Source organism: Micromonospora chokoriensis (genome assembly GCF_000718555.1).
In the GTDB taxonomy this organism is placed as follows: domain Bacteria; phylum Actinomycetota; class Actinomycetes; order Mycobacteriales; family Micromonosporaceae; genus Micromonospora; species Micromonospora chokoriensis_B.
The window spans coordinates 443103-462224 of the sequence record NZ_JOAN01000002.1 but is presented as its reverse complement, the minus strand read 5'-3'; the positions used below and the strand labels follow the sequence as shown (position 1 = coordinate 462224).

The window sequence follows — 19122 nt, the reverse complement described above, 5'->3', positions numbered from 1 at the left end:
TCCGCGATACCCCCACCGGGACGCCGGCACCGCGTTTCCCTCCGATGAGAGGTGGTTCCGTGCACCGTGCTACCCCCCACCGAACCCGGCTGAGGCGGGCCGTGCTGGCCGCAGCCGTGGTTACCACGCTCGTGGCGACCGGTGCGGCGCAGGCCGCCGCGGCCCCGGCCAACCCGGCCGGCGGCACCGCGCCGTTCCAGGTCCTCGACCCGCAGGTCTGGCAGAACCCGGACACGATGACCTGGAACGACTACAAGGCCGTGCCCGGCAGGAACTGGGCCGACCCGAGCGTGTCGGGCTCGGTCCGCAACTTCAAGATCGCCTTGGTGGCGCTCGACTATCCTGACGAGACGTTCGCGGTCTCCCAGCGGGCCCGCTCGACGGTCTTCGGCAACCCCCAGTCCGTCGCGACGAACATCCCCCGGGCGGACGTGCCGAAGTTCTACCAGGACTTCCTGAACACCCCGAACACCCTCAACAAGGGCCACACCCTGCACGAGTACTGGATGCAGGACTCCAACGGCCGCTACGGCGTCGACCTCACCGGGTTCGGGCCGTACCAGGTGCCGGCCAAGTCCTACCAGTACGGGCTGGACAACGGGTTCAACCCGGGCGCCTGCCCGAGCGGCGACGTGTGCGGCAAGAACATCCGCACCGACGGCCTGGGCGCCTGGCGGGCGGCCGTCGGCGAGGAGGTCGCCAACCAGTACGAATTGGTGTTCATCCTCAGCGCTGGCCAGGACGAGTCGTCGACCTGGCAGGAGTTCGGGCAGATGATCTTCCAGAACAAGGAGGACGTGCCGGACGCCTGGGGCCCGCCGGACCCCAACCTGCCGAACTGGGCGAAGACCCGCTACGTGGACTGGACCTCGTGGAAGGCGGCGGCGACGTTGTGGCCGAACGCCGGCGGCGGCTCCTCGACGCAGGGGGAGAGTTCCGGCATGGGCGTCTACGCGCACGAGTTGACCCATCTGCTGGGCATCGGCGACAACTACAACAACCCGTACGGCGAGCCGCTGCGCAGGGCGTACACAGGTATCTGGAGCATGATGTCGCGCGGGTCGTTCAACGGCCCGGGCGGCCCGCACACCCGCTGGCAGATTCCGCCGACCAACGGCGGCTCGATGGGTTCGCTGCACACCGTGCGGGACAAGCTCAAGATCGGCCTGCTCGGTGAGGAGCACGTGCTGCGGCTGTCGCGGGAGTCGCTGGCCTCCTCGGGCCTGGTGGTCGCGCAGGTCACGGCTCGGGCGGTCGACGCCGGCCCGAAGGGTCTGACCGGCGTGAACATCGCGCTGAACAAGGACCTGTCGCCGACGTGCGGAGTCAGCACCGACCCGTTGTGCGACGGTGGCAGCTTCAACAACTACACCGTCGAGGTCGTCGACCGGATGGGCGCGGACTCCTTCACGCCGGACAGTGGCGTGCTGCTGAGCAAGACGAAGAACGCCGACAGCGCGCCGTTCCAGTGGGTGGTGGACGCCAACCCGCAGGACATCGACATGATCGACTTCTACCGGCCCGACGGCACCCCGCAGAAGATCACCATGGGTGACTACCGGCAGCTCTCCGACGCGCTGTTCCACGCCGGGGCGGACACCGGAAGCCAGTACGAGTATGTCGACGCGGCCAACCGGCTGCACCTTTACGTCATCGACCTCAAGCGGGACTCGGCCGGCTCGCTGTCCTACACCGTGGCGGTGCGTTCGCTGGATGGCACCGGCGGGCCGAGCAGTCACGGCGTACTACTGGGCAAGGGTGAGGTGACCGGCGGCGGCAAGCCGACCAACCGCGGGGTGACCTGCTCGTTCGAGCTGACCAACACCGGTTCGTACTCGGCCGGCGGGCAGCAGCACCCGGAGGACGTCAGCGCGTACCTGAAGTCGGACGTCTACCGGCTGTCAGCGGAGGTGGCCGGCAAGGGCTGGCGGACCTGGCTGCCCAACCAGCTCGCCACCGCGCAGTTCGGCAAGGCCACCACGGTCAAGGTGTCGGTGGGTGCCTCCGCCGCCGCCGCGGACACCGGTTTCGTGAAGCTCACCGCGACCTCGGAGAGCGACCCGACGAAGACGGTGACCAAGCAATGCCGGGTCGAGAAGTCCTGACCGGCGTCCGAGGTTGAACCCGTTCCTGCTCGGGTCGGCGGCCTGCCGCCGCCGACCCGAGCAGGCAGGCGGAAGGAGGATGACGTGCGGCGAAGCATCATGACTCTGCTGCCCCTGCTGCTGACCGGCGCGACCGGCTGCGGCTCCGTCGGCGCCGCCCAGGAGGCGGTCTCCCCGACGACCGTCCGGGTTCTGGTGCGCGACATCAACATTCGGGCCGCGGGCGTGGACTGCGCCGGCACCGGTCCGTACCAGCACTTCCACAACCGGGCGCCGTTCCGCGTCCTCGACCCGGACGGGTCGGCGCTGGCCAGCGGGCAGCTGCCGGCGGGGACCGCGGTGGCCGCGGTCGCCGAGGATCTTGGGGTCGAGCGCCTGCCCACCTACTGCGAGTTCGCCGTCGGGGTGCGCGTGCCACAGCGGACCTCCTATCGGCTAGAGGTGGACGGCGAGCCGGCGCTCGACCTGACGCCGGACAGCAGCGAGGGCCCGGCGCTGGTGGCGGTGGTCCCGTCATGAGGCAGGCCCTCCTGCCGCTGTTGCTAGCGGCGGCGCTGCTGGGCGGATGCAGCACGCCCGAGCCCGAACCCGCGCCGGCGCCCGTCGGAGGGGCGGCGGCGCTGCCGGGGCCGGTCCCCGCCGATCTGGCGTTGCGCCCGGTGCCCGGCACCGCCCCCGCCGCCCCGGCGTTCACCGGCGCGCTGACCGACGGCACCCCGTTCGCCGTCGCCGAGCTGTGGGCGCAGCGTCCCGTCGTGCTCACCTTCTTCAGCTCCTGGTGTACCACCTGCGCCAGCCACCAGGCCGCCCTCAGCGAGCTTGCCCGCAGCTATCAGGACCGGGTGCTCTTCGTCGGTGTGGCCGGCGCGGACCACGCCGACGAGGTCCAGGACTACCTCCGCGCTCACCGGGTGGAGTATCCGGTCGTCCTGGACGACCAGCAGACGATCTGGCGTTCGTACGCGGTGCGGGAGCCGCCGGCCGTCGTGCTGGTGGCCAAGGGTGGCGCCCTGCTCCGGGGCTGGCCGGGTGGCCTGGACGCCCCGACACTCGACCGGCGGCTGCGGGAGCTGGTGTTGGCCGACCAGCCGTAGTTCCGTCGCCCAGGGCCCCGTCGAACCACACCCGGCGAAGTTCCTACATGTGCAGGTGGTGGCACCGGTCACCGGCTCGTAGCGTACGCAGCCTCGAACACATCAAGGAGCTTGCATGGCTACAGTGGGAACGCGCTGGCGCGCAGGCGCGGCCGTACTGTCCGCGACAGTGCTCGCCGCCCTCGGCGCGGCGCCGCAGGCGCTGGCGGCGGACGACCCGCCGTCGATCGTCGTCCAGGACGGCGTCACCCAGCCGGTGTTCGGCTACGCCGACGCCATCCGGGAACGCCTCTTCATCGACTCCACCTTCGACAGCGACAACGACGGTCTGCGCGACATCATCGCGTTCGACCTGATGCGGCCCGCGGCCACCGCGCAGGGGCTCAAGGCCCCCGTGGTGATGGACGCCAGTCCCTACTACTCGACGGTCTGCCGAGGCAACGAGTCCGAGTGCAAGGCGGACCTCGACGGCGACGGGCTGCTGGACAAGTGGCCGTTGTTCTACGACAACTACTTCGTTCCGCGCGGCTACGCGGTCATCCTGCTGGACATGGTCGGCACCAACAACTCCACCGGCTGCCCGACGACCAACGCCAACCAGGACAACCTGAGTGCCAAGCAGGCCATCAACTGGCTCAACGGTCGGGCCACCGCCCGCAACGCCGCCGGTGAGATCGTCAAGGCCGGCTGGCACAACGGCAAGACGGGGATGATCGGCAAGTCGTACGACGGCTCGCTGGCCATGGCCACGGCCGTGACCGGCGTGCCGGGCCTGACCACCGTCGTGCCCATCAGCGGACCGACCGAGTACTACGACTACGTGCGCAGCAACGGCGTGATCACCCGTGGCAACAGCTACGTGGCGTCGCTGGCCAACACGGTCACCAACCCCGAGCGCCGGGAGTACTGCAAGCCGGTGCGCGACGCGCTGGCCGCCGCCGACGGCGACGAGCACGGCGACTACACGGCCTTCTGGAACGAGCGCAGCTACGTCAAGAAGGTCCCCAACGTCACCGCCAGCGTGCTGCTCTACCACGGCCTCAACGACGACAACGTCCGGCCGGACCACTTCAGCAAGTTCTGGTACGCCCTGGCGGAGAACAACGTGCCGCGCAAGCTGTGGCTGTCGCAGGAGGGCCACGTCGACCCGTTCGACTCGCGCCGCGCGGTGTGGGTGTCGACGCTGCACCGGTGGTTCGACTTCTGGCTGCAGAACGTCGCCAACGGCATCATGGACGAGCCGCGGGTGGACCTGGAGCGCTCCGCCGACGTGTGGGAGACCCACGCCGACTGGCCGATCCCCGGCAAGGCCGACACCGAGGTCTTCCTCCAGCCCGGCACCACCGGCGCGGGCGGTCTCGGGCTGGTGCCCGCCGCGAAGCCGGCCGCTGGGGCGTTCCAGGACAGTCGTACGCAGAGCCAGAACACCATGATCCTCAACCCGGACGTGGTGCAGCCCAACCGGCTGGCCTTCCTCTCCGCGCCACTCTCCGCGCCGCTGCACATCTCCGGCACCCCCACCGTGCACCTGCGGGCCTCTGCCGACCAGACCGACACCAACCTCGGGGCGATCCTGGTCGACTACGGCACCGACGAGCGGGTCGCGCACCGGGCCTCCGGCGAGGGGATCATCACCCTGACCACGGAGGACTGCTGGGGCGAGAGCAGCCCGACGGACGACGGCTGCTACAAGCAGACGACGAAGCGGGTGGCCACTGCGGACAACGAGCTGGTCACCAAGGGCATCATGGACGCCCAGAACCGGCAGTCGATCCGCGTCGCCGTGCCGCTGGTGCCGGGGGAGTCGTACAACTTCAGCTTCCCGCTGCTACCGGAGGACTACGTCTTCAAGCCCGGCCACCGGATCGGCGTAATCATTGTCGCCAGCTACCCGCAGTACTCCAGCCAGGCGGACACCACCGCCGCGAACCTTCAGGTCGCGCTGAAGAGCAGCAACATCGTCCTACCCGTGGTCGGCGGCACCGCCGCCGCGCACGCCGCCGGCCTCTGACCGGCTGACCGCCGGGCCGCCCGGCGCGGCTCGTCACCAGGGCGGCCCGGCGATCAACTCTCCGTAGAGGGAAGCCGATCGCCGGGTCGTCCCGCTGCCGGCACCTGGCCAACCAGCCGGGGAAGCCACCAAGGGCGAGGACCGTCGGCGCTCCTCGCTCAGCCCGCGGTGATCACCTACACCCCGGCATTCCGCCCAACGATCCTCATCGGACGGGCACGCGGGCTACGAGGCGTCTCTTAGCCTCGGCGCCTGGCGGCGGTAACCGAGGAACTCGGGCTCCCGGAGCCGGACCTGCCAACTGCGGTGGCGGGAGCTTGGGCGGCCAACGTCCCGAGGGCGCGCCCGACGTCCGGGGGCCTTGTCATGGGTGTGGCGATTGCTGCGTGAGTATCAGCTGTCCGAGTTCCTGGGTGCATCGAGTGAGTGCGACGTAGAGGCCGTTCCAGCCGCGCGGTTCAGTGGCGATGCCCTGCGGGTCGATGAGTAGCGTCGCGTCCCATTCCAAACCCTTGGACTGGGTTGCGGTGAGCACTGGCACATCACTCAGCACGCCCAGGAGTTCGGCGACGCGGTCGGCGGGGGCGATGACGCCGACCATGCCGCCATGCCACCGTTGTTGTAGTTGTCGCACCGCTTGGGCGGCGGCGCCGGCAAGCTCGGCGGGTGTGATCGTGAGCGTCCAGGGGACGATGCCGGAGGAGCGTACCGCTCGTGGCGGTGTGTTATGGCTGCCAGCTTTGGTCAAGACCGGCTCGGTGAGGTCCATGACCTCGCGTGGTGTCCGGTAGCAAATGGTGAGTTCCGCGGCGGTCCAGCGGTCTCCAAAGGCAGCCTGCACCGCCTGTGCCCAGCTGGTGTGCCGGTGCGCTGCCTCCGCCTGGTCGATGTCGCCGACTGCGGTGATGGAGCGGCTGGGGCAGCGCCGTAGAACCATTTGCCACTGCATCTCGGACAGCTCTTGCGCCTCGTCGATGACGACGTGGCCGTACACCCAGCTGCGCTGCCGGCGAGCACGGTCGGCGACGAACTCGCCCTGTGGCTGCGGGGCGTCGCCCTCGCCGAGCAGGTCGGCGAGGGCGTCGAGCAGAGGGATGTCGCTCGATGCCCATGGGGCGGGTTCGGTCGAGACGGCGGTGATCTCCTCCGGGGACAGTTGCGGGGCGAATCGGGCCAGCAGGGTGCGGTCGGTCAGGAGTTCACCCAACAGGGTTTCGGCCTCGAGGGTGGGCCACCATGCCTCGATGAAACGGGCGATGGTGGCGTCCTCGGCAATACGACAACGAATTTGTTCGATTTCCTCCTCGGAGAGCAATCCGTCGATGTCACTGCCGGTGGGCGTCCGGGCGGAGTGGTGGTCCTGCCCCATGCTCCTGTCGACGCGGGCGAGGATGTCCTCGAAGCCCTCCTCCATCTCCTCCATCAGCGCCTCGCGTTGCTCGGCGACAACGTCGGTAAGGAGATGGTGTAACTGCTCGGCGAACGCAGCGCGGGCGCGGTGATACGGGCGTCCCTGCACCGCCGAGGCGAGCGCCTGCGCCACTGTTGCGGCGGCGATGACGTAGAACTCACCCTCCCAGCGCAGCTTCAGCTCGCGGGGCCGGGGGAGCAGCGACGTGACGTAGTTGGCGAGCGCGTGCTGCCAGAGGGCGCGGCCCTTGATCTCGGCGAGAAGCCGGCTCTCGTCGCGGCCCACGCGGATGCCGGTCAGCAGCGTGTCGCAGGTCGCCGAGACGACGGCGGTCTCACCGAGCGCGGGCAGCACCTGGGCGATGTACCGGAGGAACCGCGGCGAGGGGCCGAGGACCAGGACCGCTTGCTCGGCCATCCTTCGGTAGGTGAACAGCAGGTAGGCGACGCGGTGCAAAGCGACCACGGTCTTGCCGGTACCGGGACCGCCCTGAACGATCAGCGGACCGGTCGCCTCGGCCCGGATGATGTCGTCCTGTTCGCGTTGCAGCGTGGAGATCGCCGTTGACATGCGACCGGTGCGTCGCTGGTCGAGGGCGACAAGAAGAGCGCCTTCGCCCACGAGTTCCGCCGTCATCGTCCCGTCCAATGGCTCGTCGTCCACGTCGACGACGGTCGACCCAGCCGTGCGTATGTGACGGCGCCGTGCCTGACCTTGTGGGTCGACCGCCGTAGCGGTGTAGAACGGCCGAGCCGCGGGAGCGCGCCAATCCACAAGCAGTGGCTCACTGTCCTCGCTGTCGTTGCGGAGACCGACGCGGCCGATGTGTCGCACGATGCCATCAAGACCGTCGAGGCGGCCGAAGACGAGCCCTTCCCGTGCTCGCCGCAGCTCTTCGTGCTGCTGGCGGAGCATGCGCTGCCGTGCCCGTTCCAAAGCGTCCCGGGCCTCTGACGACAGCTCGACCTGCAGGTGGTTGGCCAGCCTGTCCCGCCGAGCCGTTGCCAGGTCGAGAAACGCCTGTTCCTCGGCGACCGCGGATCGGCGTGCGACCCCCTCTTCGGTAGAGGTCGGCAGTTCGCCGTCCGGTGCTGCGTCGTTGACGCCAACAGTGCCGTTACTCAGAGCAGACTTCCGGCGCATTCGCAAACCCTTGTATCGGTGTTCTGCGCGGCCCGGGATGAGCCGCAGCGCGTTCCGGCGGCAAGCCTAGGGCCGGTTTCTCTTATCGGCCAGGAAGTCCAACGGCAGAGATGGGCATCTCAATGCCTTGCCGATCCGGGTCGCTTGTGGCCTCACCCAATCTTGATTCGCTCATTGACAGGTCGATCCTCATCTGATCTGCGGATGCGCTCCAACCAACCATTCGAGGGTGCCATTCATGCTCGTTTCCCGTGACGGTTCAGCCCAGCACCGGCCCGCTTTTGATCACCCGGCGGCTCACACAGGAAGCAACGCGCCCGGGGTCCGCATCGAAGTGAGCCGGGGACGGCCGCACTGACGCGGCCGTCCCCGGGTTGTTGCGGATGCAGCGGCGTCGCTCGAGCAAGCACGATCGGGGTCGCCTTCCTGCTGGCGAAAGACGGCGAAACGTCGGCATTGGCGCGTGGTGAACGACGGGTATCCCGAACGGCGGTGCTGCGTCGATCATTGCCCGAGGATAGATATGAGTCACTCTCACCTCCGGGTGGAACGCCCGGCGCGGAGGGCGAGACGTCGGCACCAGAAGCTGGGCGTACCGAACGGCCCGACTCCGCGTCCCCGGAGGATCGCCATGCCTCGTTCCGCTCCCCGTAACTGGCTCGCGGCGTTCAGCGCCGCCGCCCTGACCGCGAGCGTCCTGACGGTGACCCCGCCGTCACCTGCGCTGGCCGCCAGCACGTTCGCCGCCAACGACTACTGCCTCGGCCAGTGCGCCGACATCCTGCCCCCGGGGCAGAACGGCAACGCCACACTTGTCGCCATCCTGGCGCACCAAGCGTTCGGCACCCGCCCGGCGCACTCCAGCGACCAGCTCGACGAGTACGCGAACCTGGTCTACAACTACGCCGGGCTGACCGACGAGCAGATCGCCCACTTCTACAACGACGCGTCGTTCGGCGTCCCGGCCGCGCAGGTCGAGAGCACCGTCTCGCCGCGCGCGGACGTCACCATCGTGCGGGACAAGGCCACCGGCGTCCCGCACATCACCGGCACCACCCGCGCCGGCACCATGTTCGGCGCGGGCTACGCCGGGGCCCAGGACCGGCTCTGGGTGATGGACCTGCTGCGGCACGTCGGCCGTGGCAACGTCAGCTCGTTCGCCGGCGGCGCGCCCGGCAACCGGGAGCTGGAGCAGAGCGTCTGGGCCAACTCGCCCTACACGGAGGCGGACCTCCAGGCCCAGGTGGAGGCGCTGCGCACCAAGGGCGTTCGGGGCCAGCAGCTCTATACCGACGTGGTCGACTACATCGCCGGTATCAACGCCTACATCGACAAGTCGATCGCCGAGGACAACTACCCGGGTGAGTACGTGCTCGCGGGCGCCGGCAAGCCGAAGCACTTCACCATGACCGACCTGATCGCCACCGCCGGGGTGATCGGCGGGCTCTTCGGCGGTGGTGGCGGCAGCGAGATCCAGTCCGCGCTGGTCCGGGTGGCCGCCCGGGCCAAGTACGGCGCAGGCGAGGGCGACCGGGTGTGGACGGCGTTCCGCTCGCAGAACGACCCGGAGACCGTGCTCACGCTGCACGACGGGCAGAGCTTCCCGTACGGGGCGACGCCGCCTGGCGCGACCAGCGCGGTGCTCCCCGATGCCGGCTCGGTGGTCGCGGAGCCCCTCGCGTACGACGCCACCGGCGGGGCCGCCTCCCGCACCGGCGCCAGCACCGCCACTCAGGGGCTGCTCGGCGGCCTGTCCAACCTGCGCGCGCACGGCATGTCCAACGCGGTCGTGGTCTCCGGACGGCACACCACCACCGGCAACCCGGTTGCCGTGTTCGGGCCGCAGACCGGCTACTTCGCGCCGCAGTTGCTGATGCTCCAGGAGCTGCAGGGGCCGGGCATCAGCGCGCGCGGCGCCGCGTTCGCCGGGCTCAACCTCTACGTGCTGCTCGGCCGCGGCCAGGACTACGCGTGGAGCGCGACCTCCTCCGCACAGGACCTCACCGACACGTACGCGGTGCCGCTGTGCACCACCGACGGCAGCGCACCGACGCTGCGTACCAACCGCTACCTCTACCACGGGCAGTGCCTCGCCATGGAGGCGCTGGAGCAGCGCAACTCCTGGTCCCCGACGCTGGCCGACTCCACCCCGGCCGGCTCGTACACGCTGCGCGCGCTGCGCACCAAGTACGGCCTGGTGGCCCACCGAGGCATGGTGAACGGGCAGCCGACCGCGTTCACCAAACTGCGCTCGACCTACCGGCACGAGGCTGACTCGGCGATCGGCTTCCAGGCCTACAACGATCCGTCGGCGATGGGCAGCGCGGCGGCCTTCCAGGCGTCCGCGGCCAGCGTCGGCTACGCGTTCAACTGGTTCTACGTCAACTCGACCGAGGCGGCGTACTTCAACTCCGGCTCGAACCCGGTCCGTCCGGCCACCGCCGACCCGAACCTGCCCACCAAGGCCGAACCAGCGTACGAGTGGGCCGGCTGGAACCCGGACACCAACGACGCCACCTACACGCCGGCGTCGGCCCACCCGCAGTCGGTCAACCAGGACTACTACGTCAGCTGGAACAACAAGCAGGCGCAGGACTTCGGGGCGGCGGACGGCAACTTCAGCTTCGGCTCCGTACACCGGGGGCAGTTGCTCGACGGGCCGGTGCGCGCCGCGATCGCCCAGCGCAAGCTCGGCCGCGCCGACGTCGTCAAGATCATGGCGGATGCGGCGGTGACCGACCTGCGTGGCCAGCAGGTCCTCGGCGACCTGCTGCGGGTGCTGGACAGCACGCCGGTCACGGATCCCGCGCTGGCCGGCGCGGTGGGCAAGCTGCGGGCCTGGCAGCAGGCCGGCGCCCGCCGGGTGGAGACGTCCCCCGGTTCCAAGGTCTACCAGCACGCGGACGCCATCCGGATCTTCGACGCCTGGTGGCCGCTGCTGGCCTCGGCCCAGTTTCGCCCCGGCCTCGGGCCGGACCTCTACGCCGCGCTTGTCGACGCCATCGAGGTGAACGAGGCGCCGTCGGGCGGCCAGAACGGCGGACGCGACGGCGCCGTGAACTGGGCGTTGCAGGGTCAGGCCCACAAGGGCTCGTCGTTCCAGTACGGCTGGTGGGGCTACGTCGACAAGGACGTGCGTACCGTGCTCGGCGATCCAGTCGCCGGCGGGCTCGGTCGCGCCTACTGCGGCAATGGCAACCTCGCCGCGTGCCGACAGTCCATGCTCGACACCCTCGGCCAGGCCGTCACGGTGCCGGTGACCACGGTCTACCCGGGCGACAAGTCCTGCGGGGCCGGCGACCAGTGGTGCGCCGACTCGATCGCCCAGTCCGGGCTCGGCGGCATCACCCACCCGCTGATCGCCTGGCAGAACCGTCCCACCTACCAGCAGGTCGTTTCGTTCCCGGCACGCCGGGGCGACGACGTCACCAACCTGGCCCAGGGTCGCCCGACCAGCGCGTCGAGCACCCAGTTCCTGACCAGTCACACCCCGGACAAGGCGGTCGACGGCGATCTCGGCAGCCGGTGGGCCAGCAGCTACAACGACAACCAGTGGCTCCGGGTCGATCTCGGCGCGGCCCGCAGTGTCAGCCGGGCGGTGCTGCGCTGGGAAGCCGCACACGGCACCTCGTACCGGATCGAGGTCTCCGGCGACGGCAGCGCCTGGACGCCGGTGTTCACCACCACCACCGGCAACGGCGGCGTCGACAACGCCACCTTCGCCCCGGTCACCGCCCGCTACGTGCGGGTGTACGGGGTCAAGCGGGCTACCTCGTACGGGTTCTCGCTCTACGAATTCGAACTATACGGACGGTGAGCTTGCCCGGAGGGGCGGCGGGAACCGCTCGCCGGCCCCTCCGGGACGTGCGCAGCGCCGTGGCCGGCCAGGCGGCCAGGCAACTGGTGACCCTTGCCCAAATCATCTTAGTCATTAAGATATTCGCATGGGCATATCGACAGACATCTCAGTGGCGATCGCCGGCGCCGGCCTCTCCGGCCTCTGCCTCGCCCAGTACCTGATGCGCGCCGGCATCGACGTGCACGTCTACGAGCGAGATCCGGGCCCCTTCGTCCGGCGGCAGGGCTACCGGATCATTCTCGACCGGTACGGGCTGGACGCGCTGCGCGAGAGTCTGCCGCGCTCGCTGTACCACCTGGCGCTGACCACCGGCGACGAGCCCGGCGGGCAGCTGCGCTTCACCGACAGCCGGCTGCGGGACGCGTTCACCATCACCTTCAAGAACGAGCCACACGCGACCCGCCAGGTCGACCGGCTGACCCTGCGGTCGATCCTGCAATCTGGGCTGGACGGGCGCATCCACTACGGCAAGGAAGCCGTCGCGGTGGACAGCGGCGGCTCGGCTGGGCTGCGGCTGCGGTTCTCCGACGGCGCAGCCGCCGCGGCGACCGTCGTCGTCGCCGCGGACGGCGTCGGCTCGGCGCTACGCGCGCAGCTCATGCCGGACGCTCACCCGGCGAACACCCTGATGGCGGGCATCTACGGTCGGTCGCCCCTGCACCGCAACGGCGAGAGCGTCATTCCGGACGCGCTGCGTACCAGCGGGGTCCTGGCCATCGCCGACCGGCCGGGCCGCGCCTTCTTCTTCACCTCGATGCGGTTCGGCGAGAGCCCGCAGGAGGCGTTCGCGCGCCTGGCCCCGGGCAGCTATGCGCCCACTGGCTACGACTACGTCATGTGGGGACTACTGCTGCGGCAGGAGGAGGTGCCCGTCGGCATCCGTGGGGACCTGCTGGCGCTGTGGAGACTGGCTTCCCAGCTGAGCGGGGACTTCCACCCGGTCATCCGGCGGCTGGTCGGCACGGCCGAGCTGGACGCCACGGTGCTCAACCTCTTCGCCAGCGGCCGGCGCCCGCGCCGCTGGGCGGTGCCCCGGGCGACGATGATGGGCGACGCCGTGCACGTCATGCCGCCGTTCGGCGCTCATGGTGGCAACACGGCGCTGCGCGACGCCGCCCTGCTCGGCCGCCGGCTGGTCCAGGCTCGGGCGAGCGGCACGCCGGTGGAGGAGGCGATCGCTGGCTACCAGGACGAGATGGTGCCCTACGCCTTCCGCGCCGTCGACACCGCCGCCGGGCTGATGCGCCGCCTCACCGGAGGCGCGGCCGCACCGCACTGGGTGCTGACCCGCGTGTTACCTCGGCTGCACCGGGTCACCGTGCCGGAGGCATGATTGCGGGCATGTCCCACGAGCCGGCCCGTGCGTCCGCGATCGCCGACCTCATGCGCGCCGGGCGGGAGATGTCGCGGCTGTCCATGGTGTTCCGGTACGCCATCGCGGAGCGGCTCGGCCTCACCGTGAGCGACCTGGAGTGCCTGGACTACCTGGCGGACGTCGGATCCGCCACCGCGGGGCAGGTCGCCGAGCGGACCAACCTCACCACCGGGGCGGTGACCAGCATGCTCCGCCGGCTCCAGCAGGCGGGCTACGTGACGGCCGAGCGTGATCCGGCGGACCGGCGGCGGGTGATCGTCACCCTGCGGCCGGAGCGAGTCGCCGAGTTGAAGCGACCGTACGAGCGGTTCGCCGAGCGGGCGGAGCGGCTCGTCGAGGGCTACAGCGTCGAGGAGCTCATGCTGCTGGTCCGGCACTATGACCGCATGCAGGCCATGTACCTCGCGGAGTTGGACGGCCTCCCCAGCAGGTAGCGGGGCCGCGATCGCAGGGGGACCACTATGACCGGGCTCGCGGAGCAAGCCCTGGCCCAGATCACCATCCCCGACCTCTCGGACGTGCGGGGCAACGTGACGCTCCCGGCCACGGTGGCGGCGGTGCCGGGCGTGGCGGTGAGTTGGAGGTCGTCCAAACCGGAGGTCGTCTCCGACGCAGCCGACGGTGCGATCGCACCGGGGGTGGTGCGGCGGCCGCCGGCGGGGTCTGCCCCGGTGACGGTGACACTTACCGCGTGCGCCATCGTCGGCGGAGACCGCGCATGTCGTGACTTCGTCCTGACGGTGCGGCCCGCCGTGAAACTGGCGCCGTTCTCCCGCTACGGCATGACGAACTTCGCCAGGTCCAACAGCCAGGCGGGACAGCAGATCTACATGGCCACCAGCGTCGGCAATGACGCGACCCGCTGGACGGCGGCCAAGGGCGGGCAGGTGTTCCTCCAGTCCACCAAGGGCATGCATGCCGTGCGGGATCCGTCCATCGTCCGCTCGCCGGAGGGGGACAGGTTCTACCTCGTCGCTACGGACCTGAATGTCGATGGCCGGGCGTACGGGTGGCAGAACTGGGACTGGGCACAGAGCGGCGCGAGCCGCTACATCGAGGTGTGGGAATCCACCGACCTGCGAACCTGGTCCGAGCAGCGGCACGTCCTGGTGGCCCCGGAGGAGGCGGGCATGGCGTTCGCGCCGGAGGCCATCTGGGACACGTCGATCGGGGCCTACGTCGTGTACTGGACGTCGTCGGTGTATCCGACCGGGACGTACTACACGCCCGACCGCACCGACCCGAACGGTCGCTACCCGCTGACCCGGAACCAGACCCTCTACACCACCACGCGGGACTTCGTGACCTTCACGCCACCGCAGGCGATGATCGACAGGCCCGGGCACGGGACGCTGGACGCCGTCATCATCCAGGACGACGAGGACGGCTCCTACCACCGCTTCGTCGCCGACCGCACCTCCACCGGCGTCGGGACCACCAAGTACGTCCCGTCGTGCGGCTCGGAGGACATCTACCAGGAGCGGGCGACCTCGGTGCTCGCGCCGAACGAGCAATGGCAGCTGGTCAAGGGCTGCATCACCCACGACACAATGGCTACCACCTACGCCGAGGCGCCGATGGTGGTGAAGGCCAACCCCGGCGACGTACGCGGTCAGGGCTACTACCTCTATGCCGACCAGATATGGCTCGGGTCACCGTCGGGAACCCGCCTGGAGGAGCAGCTGCATCCGTATTGGGGTGACGACCTCGCCTCCGGGCAGTGGACCCCCATCGACTGGGCGCAGAAACCGGATTACGGCCTGGCTCAAGGCGTCATGCGCCACGGGAACATCTTCGCGCTGACCCAGGCAGAGCATGCTGCGCTGCGCGGCGCTGACCCGTCGTCGATCTCGGTGCGGACCCTTCCGGCGCGGACCAGCTACGCCCTCGGTCAGGCCCTCGACCTCACCGGCCTCGTCGTCACGGCCGACTACACCGACGGTGTCCAGGATGAGGTCCTGCTCGCCGGACACGGCGGATACACCGTTTCGGGGTACGACCCGAACAGGCCGGGGAGGCAGAGCGTGACCGTCTCCTACACGGTGGCGGGTCAGACCCGGACCAGCTCGTTCCAGGTCGAGGTCGGACTGCTGCGGGCGGGCCCGGCGTGACGCCGAGCCCGCCCGTTTCAGTCGGCCGTGATCACCGTGTGAGGGAGGCGAGTCGGAACTGCTGGTTGGTTTGTCCGTGGCAGTCGTAGAGCTGGATCTGTGCTCCGTTGGTGGTGCTCCAGGCGTCCAGGCAGCGCCCGGACTGGACGTTGCTGATGGTGCCGTTGGAGTTGACGTTCCACTGTTGGTTCGTTTGGCTGTGGCAGCTGTAGATCTGCACTGCCGCGCCGTTGCCGGCGCCTGCCGCGTCGAGGCACATGGTGCCGTACACCTGGAGTTGTTTGTTCGAGGTGTAGGTCCATGCCTGGTTGGTCTGTTTGTTGCAGTCGTAGAGCTGCACCCGGGTGCCGTTGTTACGTGAGGCGTTGGGTACGTCGATGCAGCGCCCGGACTGCGTGCCGACGATCTCGCTGGCGGAGCCGGGTGGGACGGTCGGCGGATCGGTGGGGGTCGGCGTCGGGGTGGTCGGCGTCGAGGGCAGCAACGGGCAGGTGCTGCGGGAGGTGACCACACCGCTGGAGTCCAGCAGCGGGCAGAGGAACTGGCTGTACCGGGCGTCGTTGTCGATGAACATCTTGACGAACGGCAGCATGGTCCGGACCATCACCGGGTTCGACCGCCCGACCATGAACCCATGATCCGCGCCGGCGACCTCCAGGTAGACGCTCTCCGTCGTGGCCGGGAGGCTGTTGTACAGGCCGGTGGCGTAGGACGGGGTGACCACCGTGTCCGCCTGTCCAGAGAAGATCATCGTGGGCACCCGGTCGTTGGCCAGGTTCGACGACGGCGAGTACGGCGCGATGCCGACCACTGCCTTCAACGACGAGCGCCGGGTTGCCGCGCTCAGCGCGCCGCCGCCGCCCATGGAGTGACCGGCGACCGCCAACCGGTTGGGGTCGACGCGGTCGCGTACCGGGCTCTGCTGGGTGAGGTAGTCCAGTGCGGCGAGCAACTGGGTGCCGCGGGCCGTGTCGAAGTCGTTGCGGCTGTTCGTTTCGATACCGATCACGACGAAGCCGTGGGAGGCCAGCCATGGTCCCATCCAGGCCAGCTCGGCGGAGAACAACGCGGTGTAACCCGGCGAGATCGCGATGGCTCCGAAGGTCCCCTGGCTGGTGTCGGTCGGGTAGTAGATCCGGCCGCCGTTGAAGCCGTACCCGGTCGGGACGCTTACCGACGTGTTGGCGAAGGGGCCATTCACGGCGGTGACGCTGCTGCGGGTGGGGTCCGGGCCCCGCTGGTAGGGGTTGTCGGCGGCCGATGCCGACCCGGTCGCCACGGTGATGGTGAACAACCCGACTGCGACTGCGATCCCGGCCGCGGCGAGCTTGAACAGCCGTGCCCGGAGACGGGGCGACACTCGGCCAGTATGGGTGTTCCCCGAGGCCGGGGGGTGGTTTGCGGGTCCTCGCACTGTCGGTACCTCCTGGTGGTGGGTGGGTGCGGGACGGGCGGGCTCGCCGTGGTGCCGAGCCCGCCCGCCCCGGCGCTGTCCGGTCGTCAGCGCTGCAGCGTCAGCAGACCCGGCCGGTACGGCAGGAGGCCGTAGTCACCGCCAGAGCTGGGAGAACGCCCCTGGTAGAGCAGTTGCAGGTTGCAGGCGTCGACGGTCATGCTCTGATCGGCGTTGCTGCGGATCAGTTCGCCGTGACTGATGTCGTTGGTCCAGGTGGCGCCGCTGTTGGCCTTGCCGGCGAACGGGTTGCTCTCGCTGGTGGCCTGCGGCGTCCACGTACCGCCCAGGTCGGTGGCCGTGAACGAGCGGAAGTAGCGCCCGTTCGCGCCGATCGCCTCGACGAGCATGAGGTATCGGTTCTGGCCCTGGAGCTTGTAGACCTGAACCCCTTCGAACAGGTTGTTCGTCGAGTCGGTCATGATCGTCGTGTAGTTCGACCCGAAGCTGCCCGGGAAGTTCCCGATCGGCATGCTGGCCCGGTAGATCCTGCCGTTGTCCCCGGCGAAGAACAGGTACATGTTCTGGTCGTCACCGATGATCGCCTGGTCGATCGGGCCGGTGCTGGAGTTGGAGATGCTCCCGGTGAACAGCGTCTGCGCCGCGGACCAACTGTTCACATTTGTCGGGTCGGTCGACGTCCGGTAGGAGAACGCCGGCCCACCCCACTGGTAGGCGAGCACCCAGACGTTGCGGGGTGCGAAGTAGAACAACGACGGCGCCACCGCGGCGAACGGCATCTGATTCTGCGACGCCGACCCCATCTGGTTCCAGTTCGAGAAGAGGCCGAAGTTCATCGAGCCCCACGTCGTTCCGGTGTCGTGGGTGGTGCCGTAGACCAACTGCTGGCCGTTGTACGGCGCGTGGGTGAAGTCCTTCAGCGACACCCACCCCGACCTCGGCTGCGCCAGCGCGCCCGTCGACGACCAGCGGTACGACGACGGAAGATCACACGTCCCGCCTGTCGGCGGCGTCGTCGGCGTCGGTGTCGGGGTTTGGGTGGGGCTGCCTACGGAGGCGATTCGGAATTGCTGGTTGGTCTGTCCGTGGCAGTCGTAGAGCTGGATCTGGGCACCGTTGGCGGTGCTCCAGGCGTCCAGGCAGCGCCCGGATTGCACGCCGCTGATGGTGCCGTTGGAGTTGACGTTCCACTGTTGGTTGGTCTGGCTGTGGCAGCTGTAGATCTGTACTGCCGCGCCGTTGCCGGTGCCTGCCGCGTCGAGGCACATGTTGCCGTACACCTGGAGTTGTTTTCCTGAGGTGTAGGTCCATGCCTGGTTGGTCTGTTTGTTGCAGTCGTAGAGCTGGACCCGGGTGCCGTTGGTGGTCGCGGCGTTGGGTACGTCGATGCAGCGCCCGGACTGCGTGCCGACGATCTCGCTGGCGGAGCCGGGTGGCACGGTGGGGGTGGGCCCCGGCGTGGTGGGCGTGGGAGTCGGCCCGGGGCCGGCGCTGTTCAGCGCTTCCAGGGTGGCCGTGTAGGCGGCCTTCTTGTTGCCGTTGCAGTCGAAGAGCAGCGGAGTGCCGCTGGAGCGCCACGAGTCGCAGTCGCGCACCCCCCACACGGTGAGCCCGTTGCAGCGAGCCACGGCCAGGCAGTCGTTGACCACGCTGCGGTAGGTGTTGGCCTGCGTCGTGCCGGATCCCTCGATGTCCAACTCGGTGATCTGCACGTCCACCCCGAGTGCGGCGAAGCTGGACAGCGTGGTGCGGTAGTTGCTGTTGTAGGGCGAGTTGGCGTTGAAGTGCGACTGGAAGCCGACGCAGTCGATCGGCACCCCACGAGACTTGAAGTCGCGCACCATGTTGTACACGGCCTGGGTCTTGGCCCAGGTCCAGTTGTCGGTGTTGTAGTCGTTGTAGCAGAGCTTCGCGTCCGGGTCCGCCGCGTCGGCGGCGCGGAACGCCGCCTCGATCCAGTCGTTGCCGGTGCGCTGCAGGTTCGAGTTACGACGGGCGCCGCTGTTGCCGTCGTCGAACGCCTCGTTCACCACGTCCCACGAGTAGATCTTGCCGCGGTAGTAGCTGGCCACTCGGGTGACGTGGTTCAGCATCGCGTTACGCAGCGCGGTGCCCTCCATGCTCTGCATCCAGCCCGGCTGCTGCGAGTACCAGGCCAAGGTGTGACCCCGGACCTTCCAACCCCGGGAGGTGGCGTGGTTCACGATCCGGTCCGCGTTGCTGAACGTGAAGTTGTTCTGCTGCGGCTCGGTCGCGTCGATCTTCATTTCGTTCTCGGGCGTGATGCTGTTGAACTCGCGGTTCAGGATCGTCGTGTAGGCGCTGTCGTTGAGCTTGTTGGCGGCGACGGCGGCACCGAAGTATCGGCCAGACTGGGCTGCGGCGGCGCCGAGGGTTGTCTCGGCGGCCTGGGCGAGATTGGGTAGCAGCGACACGACCAGGGCCAGAATTATCGCGGCTGTTCCGGAAAAAGCGAGTGTTCGTAGTCGGGTGTGCCCGGTGGGACGGGTCCGGGAAACCATGTTGATCCTCCAGTGGTGGGGTTAGGAAATCCCTGTCGCTGTTCAGGGGAGGCCCTCGCTCGCCTGGTGGCGGCCAC

11 protein-coding genes are annotated in these 19122 nt (G+C 69.1%); 8 read left to right on the top strand and 3 right to left on the bottom strand.

Annotation, left to right across the window (positions count from 1 at the left end; all coding sequences use genetic code 11):
- Window positions 1-59 precede the first annotated feature (59 nt).
- The 4 genes from IF46_RS0105300 (at window position 60) to IF46_RS0105285 (ending at window position 5210) form a co-directional block, all read left to right on the top strand.
- A complete protein-coding gene (locus IF46_RS0105300; RefSeq protein ID WP_232233940.1) occupies window positions 60-2105 on the top strand; it encodes a M6 family metalloprotease domain-containing protein in 2046 nt (681 codons plus the stop codon).
- Window positions 2106-2189: 84 nt separating this feature from the next.
- Entirely contained in the window at window positions 2190-2624 is a 435-nt protein-coding gene (locus IF46_RS0105295) for a hypothetical protein (RefSeq protein WP_157562601.1), read from the top strand.
- Complete coding sequence (locus IF46_RS33105) at window positions 2621-3199, top strand: TlpA family protein disulfide reductase (RefSeq protein ID WP_051723669.1); 579 nt, start codon at window positions 2621-2623, stop codon at window positions 3197-3199. Before IF46_RS0105295 ends, IF46_RS33105 begins: the two co-directional genes overlap by 4 nt.
- 115 nt (window positions 3200-3314) lie before the next feature.
- Window positions 3315-5210, top strand: a complete 1896-nt coding sequence (locus tag IF46_RS0105285) for a CocE/NonD family hydrolase (RefSeq protein WP_051723668.1) — start codon at window positions 3315-3317, stop codon at window positions 5208-5210.
- Between the two features lie 364 nt (window positions 5211-5574).
- Here the strand turns inward: IF46_RS0105285 and IF46_RS0105280 are convergent, their stop codons facing one another.
- Complete coding sequence (locus tag IF46_RS0105280; RefSeq protein ID WP_030487138.1) at window positions 5575-7764, bottom strand: HelD family protein; 2190 nt, start codon at window positions 7762-7764, stop codon at window positions 5575-5577.
- 631 nt (window positions 7765-8395) lie between these two features.
- Between IF46_RS0105280 and IF46_RS0105275 the strand changes: the two genes are divergently transcribed.
- The 4 genes from IF46_RS0105275 (at window position 8396) to IF46_RS0105260 (ending at window position 15109) form a co-directional block, all read left to right on the top strand.
- A complete protein-coding gene (locus IF46_RS0105275) occupies window positions 8396-11581 on the top strand; it encodes a penicillin acylase family protein (RefSeq protein WP_030487137.1) in 3186 nt (1061 codons plus the stop codon).
- 127 nt (window positions 11582-11708) lie between these two features.
- On the top strand, window positions 11709-12956 hold the full coding sequence (locus IF46_RS0105270; RefSeq protein ID WP_030487136.1) for an FAD-dependent oxidoreductase: 1248 nt from the start codon (window positions 11709-11711) through the stop codon (window positions 12954-12956).
- Between the two features lie 8 nt (window positions 12957-12964).
- Window positions 12965-13432 carry a MarR family winged helix-turn-helix transcriptional regulator gene (locus tag IF46_RS0105265; protein WP_030487135.1) on the top strand — a complete coding sequence of 156 codons (468 nt, stop codon included), beginning with the start codon at window positions 12965-12967 and terminating at the stop codon, window positions 13430-13432.
- A 27-nt stretch (window positions 13433-13459) separates the two neighbouring features.
- Complete coding sequence (locus IF46_RS0105260; protein ID WP_051723667.1) at window positions 13460-15109, top strand: immunoglobulin-like domain-containing protein; 1650 nt, start codon at window positions 13460-13462, stop codon at window positions 15107-15109.
- 31 nt (window positions 15110-15140) lie between these two features.
- On the opposite strand, the gene IF46_RS0105255 is transcribed toward IF46_RS0105260, so the two are convergent.
- Together IF46_RS0105255 and IF46_RS0105250 are read right to left on the bottom strand one after the other, a co-directional pair.
- Entirely contained in the window at window positions 15141-16469 is a 1329-nt protein-coding gene (locus IF46_RS0105255; RefSeq protein WP_232233939.1) for a ricin-type beta-trefoil lectin domain protein, read from the bottom strand.
- Window positions 16470-16609: 140 nt separating this feature from the next.
- Complete coding sequence (locus IF46_RS0105250; RefSeq protein ID WP_084597767.1) at window positions 16610-19045, bottom strand: non-reducing end alpha-L-arabinofuranosidase family hydrolase; 2436 nt, start codon at window positions 19043-19045, stop codon at window positions 16610-16612.
- Between the last annotated feature and the right edge of the window lie 77 nt (window positions 19046-19122).